The following is a 23650-nucleotide window of genomic DNA, read 5'->3' as shown; positions in this document are numbered from 1 at the left end:
CTCGGAGGTCAGGCAACAGCGGACCTGTTGTCAGAAAATTGGTAAATATCCTGGTGATCGTCAAAAAAACTGTAGTAACTGAAGCCCGATTTGCTAAGCACTTTTTTAGCGCCGATGTTCCGGCGGTTGATCACGGCTGCGATATCCCCAATCCGTTGCTTCCGCAGTGAGTTCAAAAACTCCGGCAGCAAAGAGGACATCACCTTTTTTTTCGAATATTCGGTCTTGATACAGAACTCGATAAAATAAGGATATTGACGAAGTCGGTAATGTTCCCTGGCCATTTCCGGCGAAATAACATCTATAAAGCCGATGATACGTCCGTCACTTTTTTTACGAATAAAATGCAGGTAATTTCTCCCGCAGTGCAGATTCAAAAGGGCGTTTTTCAATAAGACATCGGCATCATTGATGGAATTGAGCCGCTTGAAAGGCAAATACTTAAGCGTCTGGTTATCTGAAAGCAAGGCATAAATATCTGTAACCATTGCCGGCCATTTCTGAAGGTCTTCAGCGCCGAAGGATTGAATGATCAGCGTTTCTTTTTCGAGGTGTACTGGCACTAACATAAGGCGAAAATAATTGTGATGGTGCTTTGTTACAACTCTATAAGCATGAAATTCCCAAATTGTTTAAAGCATTTTTGAAATAAAGGGTGCTGCGGTTTCGCAGCACCCTTCCCAAAACAATCTTCGTTGTTAATTATTTTTCCGCATTTTTCTTTTTAGTAACATCTTTGCGCAAATCAGTGGCTATCACTTTGATTTGTTGTAAAGCATTACGCAAACGTGTGCCTGCCGCTTTGTTGTTTTCTTCATAGAAAGCCTGTCCTTCTTTTTCGGCGGTTTTCTGAAAAACCCTGCGGCCGGTAAACAGGAGAGAGAGAATGCATTGAAATTTATTGTGCATTTCGTGGGGGATTTGCATCAGCCGATGCACGTTTCAAGAAAGGAAGATCAGGGCGAAAATACAATCCAACTGCAATTTGAGGACAAAGGAACCAATATGCATGCGCTGTGGGACAGCCGGATGATTGATAAGCAGAGATTGAAGGCGGGGGAGATTGCCGCGCAGTTTGATAAGGCGTCGGCAGAACAAGTCAAACAATGGCAGGCCGATAGCCTGCTGGTGTGGATCTGGGAAAGTTACCAGATCAGTTCGAAATTATACCCGGAAAGCCTGCCGGGCAGTAAACCGGGAGAAGATTATTACCGTTCGCACATCGCTATTGTCGACGAACGTATTGAGAAAGCCGGTATCAGGCTGGCTGGCCTGTTGAACGAACTGTTCAGCAAGGAGTATGTTGCTGCTTTAACCGAGAGCATCCCACCGCCGGTAGTAAAGAGCGAGCCGGGATCAAAAGGCTTACCCTCCCGTTAAGCTGGAAGAGGTCAGCAAGCATATCGGCGAGGAAGTCAATGTCATTGCAACCGTAGCAGATTATAAAGAGCTGGGAGAAATATTACTGGTCAACCTCGGCGCGGCATATCCTAACCAGCAGCTTACCCTTCTGTTCAGGGGGGGATGCCAAAGCTTTGGGTGAAAAGATCAAAGAAAAAGATACAAGGCTCATTGTCTTGGGCAAACTGATCGACTTCAAGGGGGGAATCTGAGATTGAGGTCAAAAAAGCCGGTCAATTGCTAATGCCTCCGCCAGGGCATTAATAACAGCATATAACCATTGTCCTCCGCTTGTTACACAACAGGCGGAGGAATTGGCACTGGATTAAAAGTTGTCAGCGTTAGCCATTGCACTTTTCCACCAAGGTTATCATCCCTGGTTTCATCAGGATCGATCCAAAAACCGTCGATGAGTTTCTGCGTTTTTTGCAGCAGCTGATATCCTCTCACAGCGACGTCGGGGCCGTTGTAGGCACGCCAGTAATGCTGGAATTTGAGCTTTTGATAAAGTTGAATAGATGATAACTGTGTCCCGAAACCGCAATAAATCCCCGGCTCGTAACCCGCATTTTTTACTTCTTCATACCAGGTATTACAATAATCGATGATCGCCTGATCGCCTCCTGATCCCGATACTTCTTCCAGGTCAAGCCAGATCATTACTCCAGGCGGTAAACCAACTATTTCCTGCGCGTATTCGGCGGCATAAGCCCCATAGGCCTTACCGAGATCAGCGCTTGCAACCCATCCTGGATTGTCAACATGCTGCACGACCATCAGTGCCAGGCCTGCATTCAAAATGTCCAGCGCTTCCTGGTGGGTGATGTTGCCTTTGATCAGGCTGGCTTTGCGCGGGATATAGCGAATACAGAAATCGTAACCGGCGTTTTTAATGTTACTGGCATGAATTGCAGAAAGTTGCGAATTAACATCGAACCCTTTTTTTCCGACGGGTGCTTTTTCGATGATTCCGGGAAGTATTGATGCTGGCATATTATGCTGAGTTTAGGTAAATGGCAAAATGTACACCTGAATTTACAATGATTTTCAGCGAGATACAATATTTAATACCTATTTTTTATCATGGCAAACGCGTTTACCGCCTGCCTCTTCCGCCCTTTGTTCGATCATTCTCATCCGGCATCTTATTTTCGACATTTTCTCTGGATAAGTATGCATTCAATGGTATGACCTGGGCAATGAGCTTCTCGCGTATTGGGTTCGCCGCAAGCAGTGACAGGTCCTTAAGGCCATACTCCGATCCAACGGCGATCGGGTCGAGCGATAATTCATTGGGGATTTTGATGATGACCACATTATCCTGCGCCTCCGGCGAAGCAGGGTCTCCTTTGTAGAGCCGATGATCTTTTTTGTCGTAAAAGGCCAGGTAGGCATCTCCTTCCGGAGACAATTCCATTTCGTGGATCTGGAGGCTGTTCCATGATTTTGCCGTTTCGCGCAATTCCTTTAATCGCCAGTCGACGGTAAAGTCTTCGCCGGCAATGTCGATATGAGGAAGAAATCCTGCTAACCTCCGAAGTGTTAATACATCCGCGGATAGCGGCTGTCCCGGGATTTCACGCGGCCACCCATTGTGTTCATCAATCAGTTTCATTACAAAACCACGAGCAATAAAGGTGTCTGCGGATCCTTCGAGCCATTCTTTGTGTGGAAATGCGACATTGAGGAAATACTGCATATCATATACAGCCATATCGTCCCAGGTCTCAAACTCCGCTTTTGCCGCGTCGAAATTCTTATTTTCAGCCATTGTGAGAACGACGTCTGCCGGCAACAGGTCACCATGTATCCCTTGGAGCTCAACCACGGTAATATTGCTTGTGGTCCTGAAAAGGATGTCTTCGGGCTGTTCCATAATCTCTAAAGTTTTAAATGTCTGGTCAGATACTTTTTTTCCTTCCTTGCACTGTTTCGATACCGCCTGCCCGTATTCCCTGAAGGTTCCGTTCGATGATCTCCGGCAGATCAGTATATTTTAGCTCCGAGAACTCGGCTTTAAGCGACTCCCTTACCGGGTTTCCATTCAACAGGGCCAACTCATCAAATCCGCGGTCCAGCGCTGCTGCCAGCGGATCAAGTTTGAGTTCGTGCGGGATCCGCAGTAGCATAACATTCTCCGGCAGCACGGTAATATCCCCGGGAATCGTAACCAAAGCCTTATCTTTCATGTGATAGAACGCCATGTAGCCGTCGTTAAACCGTGTTGCTTCCATTTGACGGATGTCAATCTTGTTTGCAGGGTTAGCGGCTTCCCTCATTTCGCGGAGCTTCCAGTCGACGATGAAATCATGACCATCGATATCAATACGAGGGAGTATGCCGGAAAGACGTCTCAGTGTCTTTACGTCCTCTTCGTCATCCTCTTCGACTGCCCATTCGTCACGTACATTCCTGTCACGGATAAGCTTCATCAGGTAACAATGGGCGATATACAGTGGTCTTTCTTCTTTCGCCCATTCGGAATGAACAAACCTTGTAATCAGGTAACGATCCGATTCTTTGACGAAATCATCGTCCCACCTGTCAAATACCGCTTTCGCTGCCTCAAAATTTTTGTGTTCGGCAAGTTTGAAATAGAGTTCCCAGGGGTTGATCTTACCATATCGAAGCACGATATCTACAGGCGAGATCCGGCTTTCCGATTTGAAGAAAGCGTGCTCAGGTTTGTCCATAAGTGTCAGATTAAATAAAAGAGCATGGAACCGATTATTAAATAAAAATCCCCAAAGCGCTCGCCGCCGGGGATTTTAACCTAAACCTTATCACAGGTGCATTTAGTCCTGCACCAATGGACAATGTAATATACGATTTTTCCCTGCATACTTAAAAGGGGTAGCGCCCGCGTCCCCTTGAACGCATGTAATCTTCAAATGCGCGCTCCCTGAACTTCCTTGCGGCTTCCTTTTTCATGCGGTTGTTATAGCCCCATAAGAATAGCCCCCAGATCCCGAAAGCGACCGCGTAGAGCGGGAACGGATTTTTCGCACCGAGAGCGCCCCAGAACGCGAACGTTGAGATACAGGATGTTACAATAAAATAAAAAATGGTCTTCATCATATTCAACCCTTAAAAGTACTAAATTCTTTAGTAAGCATCAAGAAAACAGGCACATAAAACCGGAAAAGAAACTAACATTTGGCAAAAGAAATCGTGGAAAACTATCGTTTGAAGCCTCTTTGTGGTTGATTTATCTGGCGATCTTCGGATAATTTCAACCTTTTTTGGTCCAGGATATATTGCAATGTTTTGAGATGCGTCGCAAATTTCAAATTGCCGTAAGTGTAAGCTTTTAGTTCCTGATAATAGGCTGGAAACCGCATTTCATCTTCATCGAGTACCAGCACGTCCAGTTGCCCATCTGTAAAAACAGCTTCGCCATAACTATATCGGTTCGAAAAGCGTAATCGAAAATCAACCCGGAAATGTTCGGCGACGTCCTTCAGCGCATTAATACCTGAATTCCCGTCACTCTCAAATACCACCCTACCGTCGTTCAAAAATCCAAAATTCCTGAAGTCGCCATAGCCTGATAACTCCTCGCTATGATTATAGATGATCTCCTTAAAAAATGCGAGAACCTCCAGGATATTTTCTTCGCTACCACTGAAGGACACCTTGTTTCCATACCAATCATTCATTTTTCAATATTATAGTTCATGTGGAAAGTGGCCCGCAATCAATTGATCCAGGTAAGAATTATATGCTTTGGGTTTCGATGTACGGCAAGCAGTTCTTATTCGGAAAGATTTCTGGAAAGCGTTCAATGACAAACGTTCCTGCTCAAACTGAAAAATGCGCTGCTCCAGCCTGATCCCGATGGTTTCGCGATCTATTATATCGAGCCTGACCAAATGCCGGTTTAAGGTAGCCGCAACATAAATATCTGTCGCCCGTCCCAGGAGATCGCAGCCGAAGACAAGGACAAATTTTCGTTTGGGAAACAATGCCGTAAGGCCCTGAAAATTGATTAGATCAGGCCGGTTACCCAATGCAGCAAAAGCATGATGCTCCATATCCGGGTAGTCATGCAGGTTAAAAAACGACCATGCTATCGCTTCCATAACAGAACAGGTAACGACGACCTTCCTGGAGGCGGGCGAGCCGCGTAAATAGTAAGTTTCTGCAGATGGCACGAAATGATATCCGGCATCAAAAACTTCAATCCCTGCCCCATAATCAAATTGCAGTTGATTTTCAATGTCGAAAAAAGATTGAATTTCGCTTGGAATGCCCAAACTGTTCAACAGCCTGTTCATTACCTGAAATATCTTTGCTTTGCGCCGAAACGAATATGGCTGTTGTTCATTACGGCGTTATCGGCCTGCAGTTGTTCTAAGGCCTGGTGATAACCCGGGCTTAATTCCGCCGAATCTATGGGATCATGTTTCCTGTTAAAAAGCGCGTTCAAGCCTTTATATAAAACATAGGACATTCCTGCATCCATGAGAATGGAAGCGATCAGCGCCAGTTTATTTGCCCGGATACCGTGCTTATCAACGGCTGAATAGCTGAATTTGGTGCGGTCATCGATCTCCACTTCTTTGCCTTTCCGGTAACGCTCTTTTTGTGCCGGAGTCAGATATTCACTATTCACCATATCCGGAGCAAGGATCCTGTCGGTATCCGAAACGATGAATTCCCGTGTTTCCGGGTCATATTCGACCAGCATTTCCTTTTTTCCGCCTTCACCGTCATCAACGATCTTCTGCAGATTGGCCGCCTCGCCTTTTTCGAGCTGAGCAGCTTCATCATCGTCGAGAAAATCCGGTGTCGGGGGTTTATGGTAAACAGGATGGATCAGCAATTCAGTTTTGCCGTTACCGGCGGTTCGCAGTGAAATTTTAGCGTCGAGGGCCTTAATGGCTATTTTATCATTTTTGAGGTTTTCCAGCTGCAGCAGGGAGGTTCGGCGGCCTGTCAGCAAAGCTCGCAGGTCTGCCTCTTCCAAAAGGAGCCGGCCATCTGCGGCCAGCCCCATCGTTTCGAGATCCTTTATTGGGAGCTCGGATTCTTTAAATCTCACCAGGTCCATACTTACCTCCCTATTTTAGCACCTTGTTCCTGTTCCTGCGATTCCGAAGCATCCAAATCATTTTGCTTCGGTGCGTATTTCACCTCCAGCAATGAGTTGTAAATGCCGTCCGTTGGTTTAAATACATTTTTCGATCCCTGCTGATCTTCAACTTTAATGTTACTGTTCTTATGCACTTCAAGGACTTTATAGATCATGTCGTTATAGCCTATTTCGTCGCCCTTTTTGAATTCTTTCTTTTCTTCCGGGACCGGTGCCTGCTCCTGTTCGCGGATCCTGTTTACGCCTAAAACCTTGTCGCTGATTTTTTGTGCATCGATGGCGATCCTGAACATTTCGAAGGGTTCATCCTTGAGCATTTTCGCCCAGGTACCGGCGTAGGCTGCATGGTGCGGAAAGTTGTGGCCGATCTCCAGCTCCGCGCCGATCATGGCTGCGCCAATCGCTGCTCTTATTTCCTCCTTAGCATAGGCAAGCGATCCGAAGTTCCCCTCCATTGGCCGGTTCAGGCGGCTTTCGTGCCCTGACCAATGTGCAAGCTGATGAACTGCAGCCTGGGCATAAGCCGTTTCATTTTCAAACTGATCTTTTTCCGGCAGGTGGATCTCATCTTTTACGTTATCATAAAAAGCTTCCTGGCCACCATGGACAATCACGGCTTTACGTTCCGCAATCAATTTCTCCACTTTTTCAACGGGCGACTGATCTGTTTGCTGTTTATTTTTTTCAAGAAACTCCTCAAGCGGTGGGATCCGGTTGATCTGCTCCGCATTGAACAGGAAGAAGGTAGCATTGCGGGGCTTTTCATATTCCACCACCCTTACCTGAGTCTTACCTTCCTCATCCAGCATTTTGCCTCCGGTATGATCGCGGATTGCCTGGATATCGTTGTCTTTCAGGAAGCTGATCATGGTCGCCTTTGACCCGGCTTTTACAACATAACCAGTGAAGCTGGCCTCTTTTGCAGAAAGCCAGCGCGGGTCGTCGTGGCCGCGCGTGGCCAGGTTAACGGCATTCAGGGCACTGTAGCCTTTTCCTGAATTGGCGTTAACAGGCAACACAAATGCCGGATTGCCATTGTCTTTAACGGGTTTCTGAAGAAAAGATGTGCCGTTCTTCAGATCAGAAGCGAGCTTGTTGGCTACAAGCTCAGGTAAGGATTTAAAATTGTTTGCCATAGTTTTATTGATTAAGATTTGATAAAGAAATTTGAGGGGGTCAATGCTGCGGCCGTTCAGCCGAATAGAAAAATGGAGGTGTTCTCCTGTCACCCGGCCGGTCGCCCCGGTAACCGCGATTGGCTGTCCTGCGGTAACCGTATCAGTGGCCATTACCAGTATTTTACTGAGATGCCCATAGGTCGAAGAGATTCCGCCATGATCGATTCGGAGATAGTAACCGATCGTTGAATTGTAGCTAGTTACGCTGATCCGGCCATCCATGACCGCATAGACTGTGTCTCGGCGGGCGCGCAGGTCAATTCCGGCGTGCAGGGCATATTTTCCGGACAGCGGGTGGATACGGTAACCATATCCGGAAGTGATACGCAGCTGTTTCAGGGGCAGGCAGATGAGGGCGCAAAGCCAAATTGACTTCACCGGCTTAAAGGTTGTGCCTGTTTTTGAGATACGCTATCGCTCAGGCTCACCAGGCTGCCTTCCCAAACTGTCGGATTATCCCTGGCAATTTCCAATGCCTGCCAGTGGTCCTGTCCCCTGCCCATATCCTGCAGGTTACTGATCTTGAACAGGGTTTTAAAATCGTGCAGATCAAGGCTGCCGGCATTTTTCATCAGGTCGGGGAACAGTTTATCCCTTTCCTTCAGGCGTAGCAGTTCATCCGCCTGGTAGCGTCCCTCCTGTCCGCCTTCAAAGCTCAGGTAGACCTGCTCTTTAAGCGCGTCCACATAGGTAATGACGCCGATCTTTCCCTGCCGTTCCGCCGGGTCATTTTCGAGACCGGGGTGCACGAGCGCGAGCGTGCCCAATAATTCATTGTTCATCATGTCATGCCTTTCGTTTTTTGATGTTCATATTAAGATCAGTTTCAGCGGCCAACCTGACGTACTTCAGCGTTTCTGAGTTTATCTTCAAGCGATATCATGCTATCCTCCAAGGATTCTGGGTTTTCGCGCACCATTTCCATCGCCTTCAGCAACTGTGGTTCTTTTCCGTAATCAAGCATGAGCGCAATGTTTTTAAGGTCCTTGAACTGTTCAGCGGAGAGCTGACCTGCATTTTGTTTCAGTTGCTCGTAGATATCGTTGGAAGGACGAAATACAAGCAGGCTGTCACTGCCATAGAAACCATATTTCTGGTCCTCGAATTTCACACGGATGACATCATCAGCAAGATCGGCTTCAGTGATCATTCCTATTTCGCCGTTCTTTTCAGCAGGATCATCCCATAGGACCGGATGGACCAGGACATGCTGGCCAATTAATTCTTCGTTGTTCAAGTTGGATTAGATTTAAAGGTGCCTTTGATAATACCCGAAGGGGAGATTGAAGGAGATTTGAATTTGAGTACGATCTCCTGGACCTCCTGGGTGATACGGAAAAAATTCTTTGTGAGCGTGGTGTCCTTAGCCTCCCCAAAATCATAATACTGCGGCAATGGTTTATATTCCCGCTCCTCCCTGGCGATTTGTTCCATGTCGAGGTTTACCCGGCAATGGATAGCTGAGGTTGTATATTTACCGGTAAATTTCTCTTCAGCGTCAGCGGCTATGATCCCGACGAGCTCACCCGTATTGAGGGATGCTATTTTTCCAGCAGGAATGAGTTCTTCCAGTTTTTCATTTAGTGATGTCGATGTTTTATTGCGGTCAATGGACAGGCTTTCGCCGATCTGTTTGGATTTGCCGAACAGCCGTTCCAGCCAGTCGAGTGTTTCCTTGTTGCGTACCGAACCCGCAAGCACATTCCCCACGACCGCGGTGATCGTCGCTGCCGTGTCTTTGCCGTATTGTTGCGCAAACTGAGGCAACTCCTGCAGGCCGAGCAATACCGCGACCTTGTTGCTTCTCGCGGTGGCTATAAGGTTTTCAACTTTATGAACGAAAAGCGTAGGCACCTCATCCACGATCAGTGCTGAAGGCAGGTTTCCCTTGGTATTGATCAGCTTGGTGAGCCTGTTGATCACGATCGAATAGCAGGCCGAATTGATATTTTGCGTGTTGGGGTCATTGGCCAGCACGAGTATGCCCGGGTTTTCTTTTGACGAGATCTTCAAATTGAAATCGTCCCCTGAAAACACCCAAAATGTTTCCTTTGTCGCCAAACGGCTGATGAATATCTTCAGAGTACCGATCTGGCCTTCCAGCTGATCGAATGCCTTTGCATTGTAGGCTGTCATAAAAGGAGACATCATTGACTTTAGTTCCGGCTCAGAAGTCAGGGCGTTGAAGATCTCCTCATAGGAGCGGTTGAGCAGCGCAAGTACATGTGGCAGGCTTGAATATTTACCACCATCATGCTTGCTCATGAAATAGATACATGATGCCAGGAAGTTGATTGCCGACTGCGTGAAGAACTGATCACTGCCACCCGAACTATCGCCTTTTTTTAACGCCAGTACCAGGGCCTCTGCCGTTTCAGCGGCATCCGCGAGGGTGTTGATATAATCTGACCGCCATGGGTTGATGCGCCTGCTCTTTTCTATGTCATCGAGGTTGACCACATGAAAGCGGAAATCTTTCATTTTTCCGCGCTGCTTCGCCAGCAGATAATGGTAATATGCAATCCTCCCAAGGTCAGGGAACTTGAAATCATACACGCATACCGCGAAATTTTTGTCACCGATCAGCTGGCGTATAAAGGGATTGACGATACTGAAGGATTTCCCACTTCCTGGTGTCCCGATCAGGATGGTACCTCTGAAAACGTTGCAAAGGTTGATCCATCCCCGCCAGATGCGCTTGTCGTGGTAGAACAGCATCGGGATATTGACCGAATAAGGTGTTTCCTCCAGTTTCACCGGCTGCATAAAACTTTCGGCCTCAACATTCCATTTGTCCTTACCCAAACCAGTCTTGATCATTTTGGAAATATTGTCCATCGCCAGGCTGATCATGAGTGCCCCGGCAAGCGAGCAGACCAGGTAAAGCAGGTTAAACCCGGTAGTAAAGGGCAGCAAAACCGGAGAAGCCCGGCCCATATAAACCATAGAACCGAAAAAAAGCAGCAAGCCAAGCGCCAGCGGGTAAACAATGTGCTTTTTCGGATCGAGTTCTCTTTCTTTTTTTGCCAGCGTCCCGATGCTGACGAGGCAGATCAGGAACATCGTGGCCAGCTTGCTGTAAATGAGTTTGTGATAAACTGCGAGTACAGCAAGCCGGTGAAGCGGCAAAGCAAAAACGCCCCAGAAAGGGGCGTCGATATAAACAAACACTGCTGCTTCCAAAAGTACCGAGAGGTATATACCACATCGGAGGAAGCCATGCAGCTTCTGCTGTTCATGGGTCTCTTCCATAGAATAATGATTAGAAATGGTGGGAAAGATTAAAATCAGCGTTTGGGGCCGCCCGGATTTAAACCGGGAGACAAAACCTCATCCTGATCGGGATTTTCTTCGTCGGAATTCGGTTGCTGTTTTTCGGCGATATTTTTATTGATCTCAGCTTCGAGTTTCTCCTGTTCCAGCTTTAAACCGATCAATTCCGTTTCCTGATCGAAGGTTCGTTGCGACAATTCGGTCAGGGCCGGTAAACGTTCTGAAATTCCGGCAAGTGTCGTCCGGTATTTTTCTGCCAGATGGCCAACCCGGTCAATGGCATTTAAAAAGTAACGTGCAGCGGTCTTCGGATTATCGATATTGGGCGCGCCGTTGCTGAGCATGTATTTAATGCCGGTAAGAGGGCTTTCCGCGTAAAGGCTCGTGGTAAATTCCAGTTTAGCGGAGGGATCACCTATCCCGCTAAGTTTATGTCGTACAAAAAGATCGAATCCATAGAGGCTGCCGATGCGCATTTCATTCTTTTCCTGGCCGGCAGGCCGCCACTTCAAATAGAGGTTGATGAAATAATTACCGATCTCAACGGGATCCGCGGATGGAAAATCACTCAGCACGAGAAGATTTTTCTTTGCTCCTTCGCCGTCATACTGCAACACATTTTTATAGGCCGCTTCATCGGTAGCCATCAGTTCGAGCGTCTTTGACGTTGCCTGGCTTTCCTCTTCCAGACTTTCCAGGATCATCCGCGCTCTCGCCACTTCGCGGTAATGTGACGAACGGGCACTTTCCAGCACAGCGATCTTTTTATCAAGCTTTGCTTTTTCTAATAATGAGGTGTCGCCTGAAAGGATAGCGATATATTCCGAGAAATTCATGCCGCTCTGTTCGTCCATACCGCCTTCGTCCAATGTACGGACGCTCAGATCATTATTCTTCATCTGGCTTATAAACGTCTGTTTGTTCTTGAGTAAACCAAACTTATAGTTGTCGAGTGACTTTTCTACCGCATAGATGAAAACCTTTACCTTGTTGTCAAAATGCAACTTGGCAAGCCAGTTACCTTTTCTGGCTCCGCGACCGTTACGCTGATCAAGGTCACTTGGGCGCCAGGGCGTATCCAGGTGGTGCATGACGACGATTCTTTCCTGTATATTGTTACCTGTGCCGAGCATATCGGTACTGCCGAGCATGACACGCAGCGAGCCGGAGTTCATCAGGCGGAACATTTCCGCACGCTTTTTTCCGGGCCAGTCATGAATAAAAGATATTTCCGCACGAGGAATATCAAAATCCCTGACCAGCTTGTCCCTGATCTCCTCATAAACATTAAAAGCGCCGGGTTTGGGCGTGCCCAGATCGGAAAATATCAATTGCGTGCCACGATGGTCCATGCTTTCTTTGTAGTATTTTGACACCATGCGGCAACAGGTATTAACTTTATTGCCGGGATGGTCATCATACAAGCTTTCATCAATGAGGCGCATATCCAGGGACATTTTCTTCGCATAATTGGTCGCAATCAACATCCTCCCGATGTCCTCTTCCCTTGAAAGCGGGGCTCTTCCAAGCAATGTCGCGTCACCGTTTTTTGCGAATTGCATCAACCTGTCGATGAAATCACTCTGATCAGGGGTCGGAGGAATGTTAATAAGCTCCTCATCCAATTCCGGCCGGTCAAGGTTGATATGTTTCGCGGTTTTATAATCCGTGATCTCGTTGTAAAACAAAGCCAGTTCCGGTACTTTGATAAAATGCCTGAACCGCTCCTTCGCTTTGATCTCATTGGTTACTGTGAATTCAAAGTCAACTGTTTTCTTCGCATAAACTGCCGCCCAGGCGTCGAAGTTGCTGATGCCCTGGCGTTCAAGTTCACGGGGCCTGAGATATTTGAAGATCAGGTACATTTCCGTAAGACTGTTGGAAATAGGTGTGCCTGAAAGGAAGGTTACACAGAGGTCCGCATCAAATTTTTCCTGCAAAGTTCGCACTGCGAAAAGCATATTGAGCGATTTCTGACTACCGGCCATATTGCCGAGGCCTGCCACCCTGGTATGCCTTGTAGTAAAAGTGAGGTTCTTAAACTTGTGTGATTCATCTACAAATAGATGGTCGACGTTCATTTCCTGAAAATTAATACCAGTATCCTTCTTATGTTCAATCGCATATAGAATCCCTTCGAGTTTCACTTCGAGGTTTTGTTTCCTGATCTCCAACCCTTTCAGCATCGACTGGCTGATATCCCCGCCGAGATCGCGCAATGTTTCGAGGTCATTTTCCAGGTTTTCCAATTCGGTTCCAAGAATCTCCTTTTGTATTTCCGGGGCCTGAGGGATCATTCCAAACTGGTCATGCGTGAGTATTACACAATCCCAGTTATTATTTTTGATCTCGTGGAACAGCCGCAGGCGCTTCGCGGGCGTAAAATCATTTTCTCCGGGTGCCAGGATCCTTGCTTTGGGATAAGCTTTTCTGAACGTACCGGCGATATCGGCTACATTCGCCTTTAAGGCGAGGATCATGGGCTTGTTGATGACACCAAGCCTTTTCATTTCCATGGCGGCGACGATCATGGTCAGTGTTTTGCCCAGGCCAACCTCGTGATCGATCAAACCACCACGGTTTTGGATAATTCGCCAGGCGGCATTTTCCTGTGAAGGATAAAGGCTGTCGATCTTCAGCGCTGCTTTGTCAAGGCCGGGAAACTTCAGATGGCTTCCGTTATATTCCCGGAGCACGTAGCAATTGAAGCGTTCGTTATAGGTACTTTGCAATACTTTTTTGTCACCGGCATCGAGCCCTTTCAGCCATTCCCCATAACGTTCACGAATGGTTTCGATCTTTCTGTGCGCCGACTGTATCGCGTCGGTATCAGGAAGCCGGACAACCTTTCCATCGCGCTCCACAGGATATGTGATCTGGGGCGAGGTATTTTCGAGTGCGTGCTCCAGTAATGTGGCGGCGTAAATTTTATTCCCAGATCTTGGGACTACCGTATATTCCTCGGCTACAACCGATTGCCGGTTTTTGAGGCTAACCTTGAACGTGTCAACTGATGCGAAATAATTAACATCCACGTCGGTCTTAAAGAAAGCTGTCGCAAACCGGTTATAAAATCCCATCGGCACCCAGCGCTCACCAAGATTGAAGTCCAGCAGTTCAAACGGTATGACTTCGGGCTGAACCCTTTGCAGGGCGGCCAGGCTCCGGGCGATCTGGATATTTTCAGGCTCGTCAAGCAACATCAGTTCTGCCCGCTTCAGCTTATCGACTACATTTCCTGAAAGATACTTGTCCGTTGTTTCCCATGTCCGATCCCACGGGTTAAAAAGGATCTGTTTTTCAAGCTGAAGGATTATCTCAGCTTCCTGAAGACCGGTTGTTTCTGAGATATAAGGGAGGTCTACCCTGCCGAATTCATTGAGGCAGATGGCGAGCGCCTCCACCGGATCATCGGTTTGCAGCAAATTTTTCCGCGGAAAAACCGGCCCGTGGAAAATATCTGAGCGCAGGTACTTTTCATCGGACCGCAACTCCAGCGATGATAATATTTTGAAGCCGAACGCTACGTCATTAAAGATCCGGCTGCGGTTGGCCGTTTTGTTGAGTTCCCCATATTTTGAAACGAACCGGTCATAGCAGGAATTCAGATCTTTCCGCAATTCAGGATATTGGACCAGGTATTCCGCCTCATCGCCGGACAATTGCAGATAAATATCCCGTAACCTGATATAGTCACGGTAGAATGGGACGTCTTCCTGGATTTCCAGGGGATCAAAGGGAGCCTCACCGTTTTGCGCGCTGCCGATCCTCCCGATCCGACCTTCAAAAACAACTAATGTACCATCAATATAAAAAGAACGTAGATCGGTAAATGCTTTTGGCCGGTCAGGCATGAGCTTGAATGCAGGTTCCAGGCTACTGTCACCTTCATACACGTAGTCGTGGGAATAATATTTCAATTTAGCTGAAAGGATATCGAGTTCCTGCCCCAGCGTCTGTCCGCTCAACCATTTGTTGGAAAACTTAAGCTCCTTAACGTTACTGAATAGTTTATACAGGTAGCGGCCATTCGCCTTCGAACGTGCAGTCAGCAAGACCAAGCTATCATGCAGCGGATTTTGCGTGGTCCTGATTACGCTAACCTGCCTTGCAGAAGAACTGTCAACCAATGCCTTGTCGACATCACTGAGATAGGCAGCGGCACGGTTATGGTTAGGGGCCATGTCGAACAGGCCCAACTGACCAGTCACTTCACCTTTTTTTTCTTCCGGGGCCGGAAGAAAGGTTAACTGCTTAGCCTTACTGATTGCCTCATTAAAAGCAATGGACTCCCACTTCTGCCGGTCAAAGTTTGCCTGCAGATCTTTGCTGAGCAATTCCAGCAAGGTATCGCCTGCCGCTTCCATCCGGCCGTTTTGCCATATCATCAGGCAGGCGTCTCCGTAGGCATTCCGACCTTCAATGAGTTCGTCGCCTAAGATCAGGTTGAACCGTTCATTCAGATAGGCGTTCACTGAATATTTGCCAAATTCATTTTCGCGTTCAACAGTTTCTATCAGCAGGCTTTCGGCCGATGTCATTTCTTTTTTAGCCGTGTTCTTTTGCACTAAAATAAGGTGCGTACCTACTTCAACCCCGGCATTTTCCTTCATCAGGTTTGCCGGCAACACCGATACATGAAGCAGATCGGCCGATGTCATCAGCAACTTACGCGCCGTGGCGTTGGAGGGACTGTTTAAAAAAGCGTCCGTTACCAGGTAGGCGAGTATACCGCCATCTGCAAGCTTATCCATCCCCTTGGCAAAAAAGTAGGTGTGAATTTTCGAAGCAACCGGACTACCCAGGTATGCGGGATCGAAAACGGCAAAATTACCGAAGGGGATATTGCTGATGACCAGGTCTGCCTGTCCTTTTTCCGCTGCATCGGTTTCTTCCAGTCCTTTGATCTGTACGTTGGCAGCGATACCGAGACCGGCCGTATATGCAGCAAGTACCTTTCCCGTCATCAGGTCCTTTTCAACCGCGTTAACGGCAATTCCGGGAAATGTTTCTGCAGCTTTTGCGATAAATACGCCGGCTCCGGCGCTGGGTTCATACAATCGCCGAGGAACAATATTACTGTTCTTCAAAGCTGAGTAGATCTTTTCCGGGATAAAGGCAGGAGTGTAAAATGCCGTCAGCCTGCTACCTTTAATAGAATTAAAAGTGTCCCTGTATTGCTGTTCCTCAAACTTCTCTTTCAGCAGATTATGCATTTCCATGACCTGCGGATACAGTTTAAGATCTGCTTCTGAAATGTTCGCTTTCTTCCAGTCGTCCAAAGTTCCCGGCCTGTTTAAAATAGCTTTCAGCCCACCGAAACCTGCGTAGTTTCCCAATTGCTGCACTTCTGCAGGCGTAAGTGTTTGTCCGTTAAAATCCAGGGCGATGCGAATGGCCGCAATATTGGCGGCCAGCTTTTGAGCAGTATTAAAAGCCATGGTTATTCCTCCGTCAAGTATTCGGCAATGGTGCCGATCACCTCGTATCGTAAAAAGCGGTCGTCCTCATCAAGTCCTTCCATCAGCGGATCACATAATTCAAGGATATTGGTCAGCTCATAGTAAAGGAAACCATTGTTGCTGAACCGAAGAAAGGTTTCCCGGAATTCCTCTTCCAGTACCGCTTTCAGATAATCGTAGGCGATGGATTCGGTCATAAGTTTAATTGGAAATGATATCCGCTCTCAGGATATCTTTATAAGATATGTTCAGGGTGAGCACCCTTCCAGATGGCTGTTTTTCCGACAGTTCAACAGACAGCACTTTATTTCCTGGAAAACTGATCTTTTTGAAGACAAAAATATTCCGGTATCGCGTTGCGAAACTGTGGGCCTCAAATAGTACGAATGCGGGCTCCACTTCAACGGATTGAACATTGGAAGCTTTCGTCACCTTTTTATCGTCGATGCGAAACCGGATATCCTCTATATCGAAGAAAATATTGGAATCGTTGCGATAACTCAGATCCAGAAAAATATAATCTCCCGCCGTATATGCCTGGTTAACCTTCCCTGTTATCCCAAATGCGGAAGCGCTGGTGACACGATGTTTCCTATTTTCTGCAAATACCTGAAGTGCCAGTCTTTTAAGGTCATTTACTGAAAAACCGACTCCCGAAATATCGAGCGGCCGCATATCGGCGGGCCCGATCTCCACTTCGGACGGACCTCCTGCCCCACCCGGCTCAATGCGGTACTGCGCAATAAAAGTTTCACCGATAATGGTCAGTACGGCATCCTGAAAACTGACAGTCGAATCACGCATTTTGATCCGAAACACATTTTTTAAGGGGAGGTCACCAACCATTCCTTTACTGGATATATCAACGAAACGGATAGGTTCAGGGGAAAGAAAATGAATAGTTTGGTTAAGCGGTAAGCAGATAAGCGGCAACTTATCCTGCGCATAAAGTGCCGGGGCCATGAGTATGGCCAACAGCATGAATAATAAAGTTTTCATGTTATCTATTTTTTTGGATTTCTGAAGGGTCGATGAGGTACAGGTAGGAATTGTATTTGAACCTGGCCTTGTTTTTCCTGATCAGCTCTGCGATGGCGGAAGAAGTGGACTGGAACATTTTACTTACAGAGCTCATGATGAACTGGCTGCCGGAAGTCCCATCGAGTGTTACCCCCTGAACGGAGCTCCCGCCAAGGTCTTTACTGAAATCCCGAAAGGCGGAAGCGGGCACATACAGGCCTGGCAAACCATCAAGGTCATACACCTCCAGCTTCACCGGCAGGATTTTCCCATCTGACAAAACCGAGTTGATAGACAACGCCACCCGCTGTTCCGAAAAGCCGCTGACCTGCGCATAAAGCAAACTCCCCTTCGCCACCTGCTTATCGCCCACACGGATATCCTCCAGTAATTTCAGGCGCAACCTTGAACCGGCATACCCGGTAAGTCCCTCATCGATCATTGCGGTGATGAAGGCATCTTCGCTTTCAGGCCTGATGCTATTGAAGTCAGTATCCAGGAGACCGTTCTTAGAGACAGTAAGGATAGGTACAGCCACTTTTTCACGCGCCGTTTTTTCCGCAAGCTGCATTTTCTTCCTTTCGGCCTTATATTCCGGATCATTCGACTTGCTCATGCTGTCCATATAGGCCATTTGTTGTTTAAAGACATCCATCGGATCAATTTCCTTCGGAGGAGCCGCGGGCTTGCTGACTCGCTGCCTTGAATTGTAATTATTCAGGGCAGCTGCCATTTCGCGGTCCTGCTGCGCATGTTGCGGGAACTCTGTTCCGGCATATTTGGCTTTCATGGCCTTTTCAACCGAATCGAGCTTAAATCTTTCACTTTTCGTGTAGAGGTTATGAAAACCTGCGTTACCGGATTGCTCTTTAGGTATTACGTTGACCGCGGAGGGTCCATCGGCATCCTTGTAGGTATTTCGGTAAGCGTCAAGTTTATCTGCAAGATCTTTTTTGCGGACGTAGGATGATACATCACCAACATTGGCATTTAGATCAGTTGCGGGTTTAGCTGCCGGTTCTTTTTTTGCGAAACCGGTTTGCCAGGCATAAAAGAAGAGCACTAAAAAGGGCAAAACAATTACAGGCAGCACATATTTGGGCTGTTTAAAATCTATTTTCATGAGGGTTATAGTTAATGTATGGGGTGGATCTCCCTAAATCGGTTAAGTGCGCTATCCAGCAGCAGGCTATCCCGGGAGGACAAAGTTTTCTTCGACGCGATACTGTCAATGATTTTTTTCAGTGCCATTGTCTGCCTGATTTCCCCGGTGGTCTGCAGGATCCTTTCAAAACCGTCCGATGCGGGAGCGATGATCTTAGCGACGGGGATGATCCGCAGTCTTTCCCGATTTCGAAAAAAGGTAAATGACAGGATCATGGAAAGAAACATGGCGGAAACCATCGTATAGAAATACCTGCGCGGATGTTTCGACGAACTCCGTTCAAGCGCCTTTTCCGCATATAAAAAATAGCGGCCGAACTCCCTGCGCACCTCTCTGAACAGCGTATCCCTGGGATCGCGGTTAGAACGTATTTTTTTCAACATCTTCGAGGTCTTTATTTTCCAGGGTCTTCCAATTAGTGATCAGCACGCCGTGGGGATTGTTATCGCTTCGCGGGATATCTTTGAGATAACCTTCGGTGATCAATGACCTGATCACGGTCGAACTGCGCCGGTCGATCTTCAGCCGGCCATAATACCTGAAATAATGTTTGGGGATATCCAGCACGATCGAATCGGTTTGCAGCGTTAAGACGGAACTTGAACTTAATATGGAATTGAAAAATCCCTTTTCCTTGAGGTCGTTATACTGCTGCATGCCGCTTTCGTCGACGAGGTACATCGCTTTCTTCATCTGGTATTCCATGTATTTGTCATCCGGTGTGAGCGAAAAGAACAGGGAATGGAATACGTCGACATGCGCCCTGTACTCGGCCGGGCGGTTTATCTGCATATCGGTTTGCTTGGCAAAGATAGGAACGTTATTGTCCAGGATGTAAATGTTCCGCTGTGATGCGCCAACCAGCCTGTAGGCATAAAAACTGGTGATCGCCACGATGGTGACACTGGTTATCAGGCTGCCAATAGCAATTATCGTTGCCAGCCTGATCTTATCTTCGATATTTTTAATGATCATAAAATAAACAAAAAAGGCCCCGAAGGGCCAGCATTAATAAATTTATTATTGATCAGACCACGGCGATCGCTGCCTTCCTGACAGCAGCGCCGACGGTTCCTGCACTTCTGCCAAAGGTGGAGGAGGCTGAACTGATACCGGACGTTGAGATGATCCAGGTAGAAATACTCGGAACGGTGAACATACATATCGCGCCGATGAGGAAAACGATGATGACCGTTCCGAAGGACAACAGTCCGTTCCCGGCGAATACGGCAAACTTTGTCATATCCGCTGTTGTCCCATTCTTTCCTACCAGTTCCTGGTATTTACTGATCTCTGAACTCAACGCATATTCCTGCATCAGGCCCGTGAGGTACATGATCAGGTAAGCAATCCCGGAATAAAGGTTCACAGAAACAAAACGTGCTATCCAGGTGCTGAAACTGTCCCTGAAGGCCGGTAATATACTTGCCGCAACGGCAAATGGCCCGAGTATGATCAGTATCGATGAATAAATGATCTGCAGCATGAATATGACGTAAACTGCTATCCGCAATAACCAGATACCCAACAATTCAACTAACTGAGTAAATAACAACTGCATGCCGACCGCAAGTCTGTTCTTGAGCTCAAGCAGCGGAGCGACAACGGTACTTATCCCTTCCTTCACCGTACTCGTCACCGAGTCCCATGCTTCGCCGTACCAGGTATCACTTTCCTTCTCAGCTACTTCGGTTTGAGATTGGTAGGTATAAAGGGAGTTTGCCACGGAGAGCATTAATTCGGAACGCTGAACCCGTAGTTTATTGACAATAGCCTGTTCGCTGTTAAACATTTGTTCGGTTTGTGCCGCGACGACATCAGTGGGAAATGCGACCATTTTTGCGAAAGGCCCCCACCAAAGAATGATCATGGCCAGGCCGAAGGGCCGCATGAGTGGCATGATCTCCAATTGTTTATCGCCCACCATCATTTCATAGGATTTTATGGCGAAAAATATGATCATAAAGATCGCCGCCAAAGCTTTGGCGTCAGTAATAAATAGATCGAAATGGGTCCAGATCGAATCTTTCAGGCCTTTCAAAAACACCATCACACCCGATTCGTAAACCCCGTCCCCCTGCAGGAACTCGAGCGTTTTTGTGTGATCGTCATCGGCCGCCTGCGCGGGTGTGACTACAAAAAAAAGGCAAAAAACTAATGTGCAAAAGGGAATTTTCTTTTTCATTGGATATGTTTTAAAACTTTGCGGGCGGTCTCGACGTCCGTCTGCGGCGTCCAGTTAGTGACCTCCTGATGCCCGGCCTGCAATTGCCGCTGTTGCGCGGTCATCCTGATAGAAGTTTCCGCAGAAGCCGTTCTAATAGCCCAAACCCCTGCAATTTTTCGATAGTCGAGCAAAAGCCGGTAATAGGCCATGATCCGGGCGCCCCGATCCATGTCTGTCGTATGGGCACCATCGATCCGTTCTTTCAGGCGGTCAAGTTCAGCAGCATACCAATCATACAATCCCTCGGAAACCAATTTTGCGCTGACCGCTGGTGATAAACCAGCAAGAATGGAAGTCCTGGTATGCTTCAATACCGGATCAAACTGATCTTTATAGTACAGTAGCCAAAGCGGGTCCGCATCACTAAATAGCCCCGATTGCGAAGCAATTTGGGAGATCGCAGTGCTCCGAACGGTGTCGGATTGCAGTTTATATTTATCGTCGCTGGCCTGCATTGCCCTGACGAGGGCGAGCCTTTGGGTTTGGGGACCGGTTGCGCTCAAAGGCCGCAGGTCCTTTTTATGGTAGTTTGGATACGGGAAGCCCCAGACCAGCCAGTAAAAAGGGTTGAGGCCGAGGAAACCTGAAGAGGGTTTGAATTTGTTCTGGTCCCATTGCTGGAACACCATGCGCTGCTGCTGGTAACGCAGCGCTTCATCGTTGACTTTCTGCTGCGCATAACTGCCGACAGCGACGAATAACATGAATAATAACAAAATGCATTTCGATTGAAATCGTTTTTCTTTGTTCATGGTCTTAAGTATTTTGCGTTGCTGATAATCCGGGTTACATAATCGCGGTCATGATTGATGAAATCCCTGAAAGGGTTCATAGATTTGCAAAGCCCCTGTTGTTTTGCCCAATACATCGCCCGCCAGGCACCATAGGCAAGCCCGTCAATGATCTGCAAGTGCGTTACGACCTTTTGCAGCAATTCGTCCCTGGCGTTATAGTCGGCGAGTACATTGGCCCCCTCCTTCAATACAAAGCCAGAGACTTCGCTGAGGAGTGCGGCACACCGCTGTCTCAGTTCGGCCGTCATCGGTTTTGCGAAGACGAGCAGAAACGGGTCTTCCTTCGTCAATTCGAGGCAGCCGTTTAGATAAGCTGTTATGTCGACAGAAACTGAGGCGATATATTTAACCTGCATACCATCTCTTAAAGCGGAATTCACATTGGAAAGGCCGCGGTAGATCATGTTCTGTGCTAATACAACGGATCCCGTATTGGTATTCAGGTCATCGAGATCCGTATTAATTCTTGAAAGATATTGCTGATGGGTGATCTCAGCGCTGCTTCTGACACCGGCATTTGCTATGACCGACTGATATTGCTTGGAATCAAAGACGGCTTTTTGCGCTTGAACACCGGTAAAACCAAACGTCCCGAGCAAGATAATGACCAGATGTTTCATTGGTGGAGATATTTGGCGTTACGTAAGATATCCAATGCAAGCCCGCGATCGGCATCGATGAAATTCTGAAAAGGGTTTGCGGCTTTTAGCAGGTCCGATAACCTCGAATACTGCAACATGGCCAGCATATTATTTGAAAGGTCCTGTATACTGCTCAACTCAGAGAGTACAAAATCAAATAAGAGCTTCCTGTCAGAAGGCTTCATCTGGTTGACATCACCGATAGAAATAACCAGCCCGACGACATAGCGTGATAATGCTTTAGCCTGTTGCGCAAAACTTAAGGCTGACTGGAACCCGATAGCCATAAGCGCAGGGTTCTTTTCCACCGCCTTAATGATTTGTCCCTGGTTGCTGACGATCCTTTCGACCATGGGTAAAGCATATACGCCGATATTTGCGGCACTGATCGCGGTTCCCAGGGAGTTATAGCGCTGTTGAAGATCACGGTAGGTAACCTTCAGTTTAGCAAGAAGGGTCAGGTTCGCCTGCTCGTTGGCAAGCGCTTTGGCTTGATTGTCTTTAGCTGTCACCTGTTGCTTATTTTCCGACTTCGATTCTTCCACAAGCTGGTGAATGGCCGGAATGTTCAATTGTTTATGCTGAGCGGATACACGAATATGAAGTATCAAAAACAGCGAACAGAAAAACAACCTCAAAACGGTCGCTCTTTGGGTTATAAGTCCTGAACAGTTCATTTTCGCAGATATTTGGCGTTGTTTAACACTTCATTGGCTATCCTCGTGTCCTGGCTTTGCCATTCCGACCAGGGATTAAGGGAACGAAAAATGCCATTCATTTTCGCCCAGTAGATGGCCCGGTTCATACCGAAGGCGATCCCCCGTAAAATGCGCATGTTGTCAGCGATATGGTTCAGGAGCTTTCCCCGTTCCCCGGAATCCATCAGGTTATTCCCGCCCGGCTTCAGGGCAAAGGCGCTGACGTCGGCAGCCAGCATTGCGGCCCTTGTTTCAAAATCACGGGCGCCCTGTTCCGCGAATAGCAATAAGGCCGGGTTTGTCCGGGCCATCGTTACCGCAGCGCTGACATCACTAACGATACCTTTACCACATTCGGCTATATCTTTGACGGTATACAGGTTGTTAATCACCGCGGCCACTTCACTCAAGCCTTTATAAATTTTGTTCTGGAGGTTGTTAATCAGTACAAGCTGGCTGCTTACCGCAAGTTGCCCCTGGCCGATGAAGTTCAATTTGTCGTTGGTCGTATTGAGTTGACCATTGATCACGCCGGCGTTTACTGCAATAGCAGCGGAAGTGGCCGGATCGACGACCAGTTCCTGGGCGAATAGGGTGCGGGCAAAAAAGATGCCCGCGACAATCAGAAAGATTTTCATGATGGGTATTGAAATTAAATGGATGAAAAATTGGTTTCTGCGCGAAAAAAAGGGCAAC

At 47.5% G+C, this 23650-nt stretch carries 25 protein-coding genes; 1 reads left to right on the top strand and 24 read right to left on the bottom strand.

The window, feature by feature from the left end; all coding sequences use genetic code 11:
• Nucleotides 1-8: 8 nt before the first annotated feature.
• Nucleotides 9-569 carry a GNAT family N-acetyltransferase gene (locus FHW88_RS25555; protein ID WP_176628462.1) on the bottom strand — a complete coding sequence of 187 codons (561 nt, stop codon included), beginning with the start codon at nt 567-569 and terminating at the stop codon, nt 9-11.
• Between the two features lie 133 nt (nt 570-702).
• Nucleotides 703-909, bottom strand: a complete 207-nt coding sequence (locus FHW88_RS25550) for a hypothetical protein (protein WP_255485432.1) — start codon at nt 907-909, stop codon at nt 703-705.
• Between FHW88_RS25550 and FHW88_RS25545 the strand changes: the two genes are divergently transcribed.
• Complete coding sequence (locus FHW88_RS25545) at nt 904-1380, top strand: S1/P1 nuclease (RefSeq protein ID WP_317171386.1); 477 nt, start codon at nt 904-906, stop codon at nt 1378-1380. The two genes, FHW88_RS25550 and FHW88_RS25545, sit on opposite strands and share 6 nt — an antisense overlap.
• Before the next feature lie 315 nt (nt 1381-1695).
• Here FHW88_RS25545 and FHW88_RS25540 read toward each other — a convergent pair whose 3' ends face one another.
• From FHW88_RS25540 to FHW88_RS25435, 22 genes are all read right to left on the bottom strand, one after another.
• The gene (locus FHW88_RS25540) at nt 1696-2394 is read right to left on the bottom strand and encodes a glycoside hydrolase domain-containing protein (protein ID WP_176628460.1); all 699 of its coding nucleotides are present in this window, start codon (nt 2392-2394) and stop codon (nt 1696-1698) included.
• 103 nt (nt 2395-2497) lie between these two features.
• The gene (locus tag FHW88_RS25535; protein ID WP_176628459.1) at nt 2498-3277 is read right to left on the bottom strand and encodes a hypothetical protein; all 780 of its coding nucleotides are present in this window, start codon (nt 3275-3277) and stop codon (nt 2498-2500) included.
• A gap of 25 nt (nt 3278-3302) precedes the next feature.
• Nucleotides 3303-4094: a hypothetical protein gene (locus tag FHW88_RS25530; RefSeq protein WP_176628458.1), complete on the bottom strand. Its 792-nt coding sequence runs from the start codon at nt 4092-4094 to the stop codon at nt 3303-3305.
• 151 nt (nt 4095-4245) lie between these two features.
• Complete coding sequence (locus tag FHW88_RS25525; RefSeq protein ID WP_176628457.1) at nt 4246-4479, bottom strand: hypothetical protein; 234 nt, start codon at nt 4477-4479, stop codon at nt 4246-4248.
• 101 nt (nt 4480-4580) lie between these two features.
• Nucleotides 4581-5060 carry a hypothetical protein gene (locus tag FHW88_RS25520; RefSeq protein ID WP_176628456.1) on the bottom strand — a complete coding sequence of 160 codons (480 nt, stop codon included), beginning with the start codon at nt 5058-5060 and terminating at the stop codon, nt 4581-4583.
• Between the two features lie 9 nt (nt 5061-5069).
• Nucleotides 5070-5678 carry a hypothetical protein gene (locus FHW88_RS25515; RefSeq protein ID WP_176628455.1) on the bottom strand — a complete coding sequence of 203 codons (609 nt, stop codon included), beginning with the start codon at nt 5676-5678 and terminating at the stop codon, nt 5070-5072.
• On the bottom strand, nt 5678-6454 hold the full coding sequence (locus tag FHW88_RS25510; RefSeq protein WP_176628454.1) for a DUF4099 domain-containing protein: 777 nt from the start codon (nt 6452-6454) through the stop codon (nt 5678-5680). The genes FHW88_RS25515 and FHW88_RS25510 overlap by 1 nt, the downstream gene beginning before the upstream one ends.
• A gap of 2 nt (nt 6455-6456) precedes the next feature.
• On the bottom strand, nt 6457-8052 hold the full coding sequence (locus tag FHW88_RS25505; protein ID WP_176628453.1) for a zincin-like metallopeptidase domain-containing protein: 1596 nt from the start codon (nt 8050-8052) through the stop codon (nt 6457-6459).
• Entirely contained in the window at nt 8049-8459 is a 411-nt protein-coding gene (locus FHW88_RS25500; RefSeq protein ID WP_176628452.1) for a hypothetical protein, read from the bottom strand. The genes FHW88_RS25505 and FHW88_RS25500 overlap by 4 nt, the downstream gene beginning before the upstream one ends.
• A gap of 41 nt (nt 8460-8500) precedes the next feature.
• Entirely contained in the window at nt 8501-8911 is a 411-nt protein-coding gene (locus FHW88_RS25495; protein WP_176628451.1) for a hypothetical protein, read from the bottom strand.
• Nucleotides 8908-10926 carry a type IV secretory system conjugative DNA transfer family protein gene (locus FHW88_RS25490; RefSeq protein ID WP_176628450.1) on the bottom strand — a complete coding sequence of 673 codons (2019 nt, stop codon included), beginning with the start codon at nt 10924-10926 and terminating at the stop codon, nt 8908-8910. Before FHW88_RS25490 ends, FHW88_RS25495 begins: the two co-directional genes overlap by 4 nt.
• A gap of 35 nt (nt 10927-10961) precedes the next feature.
• Nucleotides 10962-16388 (bottom strand): helicase-related protein, encoded by a 5427-nt coding sequence (locus tag FHW88_RS25485; protein ID WP_176628449.1) that lies wholly within the window; start codon nt 16386-16388, stop codon nt 10962-10964.
• Nucleotides 16389-16390: 2 nt separating this feature from the next.
• Entirely contained in the window at nt 16391-16606 is a 216-nt protein-coding gene (locus FHW88_RS25480) for a hypothetical protein (protein ID WP_176628448.1), read from the bottom strand.
• A 4-nt stretch (nt 16607-16610) separates the two neighbouring features.
• On the bottom strand, nt 16611-17408 hold the full coding sequence (locus FHW88_RS25475; RefSeq protein ID WP_176628447.1) for a DUF4138 domain-containing protein: 798 nt from the start codon (nt 17406-17408) through the stop codon (nt 16611-16613).
• A gap of 1 nt (nt 17409) precedes the next feature.
• Nucleotides 17410-18552 (bottom strand): conjugative transposon protein TraM, encoded by a 1143-nt coding sequence (locus FHW88_RS25470; RefSeq protein WP_176628446.1) that lies wholly within the window; start codon nt 18550-18552, stop codon nt 17410-17412.
• 11 nt (nt 18553-18563) lie between these two features.
• The gene (locus FHW88_RS25465) at nt 18564-18977 is read right to left on the bottom strand and encodes a hypothetical protein (RefSeq protein WP_176628445.1); all 414 of its coding nucleotides are present in this window, start codon (nt 18975-18977) and stop codon (nt 18564-18566) included.
• On the bottom strand, nt 18955-19569 hold the full coding sequence (gene traK / locus FHW88_RS25460; RefSeq protein ID WP_176628444.1) for a conjugative transposon protein TraK: 615 nt from the start codon (nt 19567-19569) through the stop codon (nt 18955-18957). The genes FHW88_RS25465 and traK overlap by 23 nt, the downstream gene beginning before the upstream one ends.
• A 52-nt stretch (nt 19570-19621) precedes the next feature.
• Nucleotides 19622-20779 carry a plasmid transfer protein gene (locus FHW88_RS25455; protein WP_255485429.1) on the bottom strand — a complete coding sequence of 386 codons (1158 nt, stop codon included), beginning with the start codon at nt 20777-20779 and terminating at the stop codon, nt 19622-19624.
• Nucleotides 20776-21573, bottom strand: coding sequence for a hypothetical protein (locus tag FHW88_RS25450; protein ID WP_176628443.1), 798 nt, complete (start codon nt 21571-21573; stop codon nt 20776-20778). The genes FHW88_RS25455 and FHW88_RS25450 overlap by 4 nt, the downstream gene beginning before the upstream one ends.
• Complete coding sequence (locus FHW88_RS25445) at nt 21570-22235, bottom strand: hypothetical protein (protein WP_176628442.1); 666 nt, start codon at nt 22233-22235, stop codon at nt 21570-21572. Before FHW88_RS25445 ends, FHW88_RS25450 begins: the two co-directional genes overlap by 4 nt.
• On the bottom strand, nt 22232-22933 hold the full coding sequence (locus FHW88_RS25440; protein WP_176628441.1) for a hypothetical protein: 702 nt from the start codon (nt 22931-22933) through the stop codon (nt 22232-22234). The genes FHW88_RS25445 and FHW88_RS25440 overlap by 4 nt, the downstream gene beginning before the upstream one ends.
• On the bottom strand, nt 22930-23592 hold the full coding sequence (locus FHW88_RS25435; protein ID WP_176628440.1) for a hypothetical protein: 663 nt from the start codon (nt 23590-23592) through the stop codon (nt 22930-22932). Before FHW88_RS25435 ends, FHW88_RS25440 begins: the two co-directional genes overlap by 4 nt.
• Between the last annotated feature and the right edge of the window lie 58 nt (nt 23593-23650).

The sequence above is a fragment of the Mucilaginibacter sp. SG538B genome (assembly GCF_013376065.1).
In the GTDB taxonomy this organism is placed as follows: domain Bacteria; phylum Bacteroidota; class Bacteroidia; order Sphingobacteriales; family Sphingobacteriaceae; genus Mucilaginibacter; species Mucilaginibacter rubeus.
Note: the sequence above shows the minus strand (reverse complement) of the source record. Positions and strands in the feature narration are given on the sequence as shown.

Bases quoted from the DNA above. Each gene is read 5' to 3' on its own strand.
- FHW88_RS25480 (WP_176628448.1), bottom strand. From the start codon at position 16,606: ATGACCGAATCCATCGCCTACGATTATCTGAAAGCGGTACTGGAAGAG.
- FHW88_RS25525 (WP_176628457.1), bottom strand. From the start codon at position 4,479: ATGATGAAGACCATTTTTTATTTTATTGTAACATCCTGTATCTCAACG.
- FHW88_RS25470 (WP_176628446.1), bottom strand. From the start codon at position 18,552: ATGAAAATAGATTTTAAACAGCCCAAATATGTGCTGCCTGTAATTGTT.
- FHW88_RS25510 (WP_176628454.1), bottom strand. From the start codon at position 6,454: ATGGACCTGGTGAGATTTAAAGAATCCGAGCTCCCAATAAAGGATCTC.
- FHW88_RS25555 (WP_176628462.1), bottom strand. From the start codon at position 569: ATGTTAGTGCCAGTACACCTCGAAAAAGAAACGCTGATCATTCAATCC.
- FHW88_RS25520 (WP_176628456.1), bottom strand. From the start codon at position 5,060: ATGAATGATTGGTATGGAAACAAGGTGTCCTTCAGTGGTAGCGAAGAA.
- FHW88_RS25435 (WP_176628440.1), bottom strand. From the start codon at position 23,592: ATGAAAATCTTTCTGATTGTCGCGGGCATCTTTTTTGCCCGCACCCTA.
- FHW88_RS25455 (WP_255485429.1), bottom strand. From the start codon at position 20,779: ATGAAAAAGAAAATTCCCTTTTGCACATTAGTTTTTTGCCTTTTTTTT.
- FHW88_RS25485 (WP_176628449.1), bottom strand. From the start codon at position 16,388: ATGGCTTTTAATACTGCTCAAAAGCTGGCCGCCAATATTGCGGCCATT.
- FHW88_RS25550 (WP_255485432.1), bottom strand. From the start codon at position 909: ATGCACAATAAATTTCAATGCATTCTCTCTCTCCTGTTTACCGGCCGC.
- FHW88_RS25450 (WP_176628443.1), bottom strand. From the start codon at position 21,573: ATGAACAAAGAAAAACGATTTCAATCGAAATGCATTTTGTTATTATTC.
- FHW88_RS25535 (WP_176628459.1), bottom strand. From the start codon at position 3,277: ATGGAACAGCCCGAAGACATCCTTTTCAGGACCACAAGCAATATTACC.
- FHW88_RS25445 (WP_176628442.1), bottom strand. From the start codon at position 22,235: ATGAAACATCTGGTCATTATCTTGCTCGGGACGTTTGGTTTTACCGGT.
- FHW88_RS25465 (WP_176628445.1), bottom strand. From the start codon at position 18,977: ATGTTGAAAAAAATACGTTCTAACCGCGATCCCAGGGATACGCTGTTC.
- FHW88_RS25515 (WP_176628455.1), bottom strand. From the start codon at position 5,678: ATGAACAGGCTGTTGAACAGTTTGGGCATTCCAAGCGAAATTCAATCT.
- FHW88_RS25540 (WP_176628460.1), bottom strand. From the start codon at position 2,394: ATGCCAGCATCAATACTTCCCGGAATCATCGAAAAAGCACCCGTCGGA.
- FHW88_RS25475 (WP_176628447.1), bottom strand. From the start codon at position 17,408: ATGAAAACTTTATTATTCATGCTGTTGGCCATACTCATGGCCCCGGCA.
- FHW88_RS25440 (WP_176628441.1), bottom strand. From the start codon at position 22,933: ATGAACTGTTCAGGACTTATAACCCAAAGAGCGACCGTTTTGAGGTTG.
- FHW88_RS25530 (WP_176628458.1), bottom strand. From the start codon at position 4,094: ATGGACAAACCTGAGCACGCTTTCTTCAAATCGGAAAGCCGGATCTCG.
- FHW88_RS25500 (WP_176628452.1), bottom strand. From the start codon at position 8,459: ATGATGAACAATGAATTATTGGGCACGCTCGCGCTCGTGCACCCCGGT.
- traK (WP_176628444.1), bottom strand. From the start codon at position 19,569: ATGATCATTAAAAATATCGAAGATAAGATCAGGCTGGCAACGATAATT.
- FHW88_RS25490 (WP_176628450.1), bottom strand. From the start codon at position 10,926: ATGGAAGAGACCCATGAACAGCAGAAGCTGCATGGCTTCCTCCGATGT.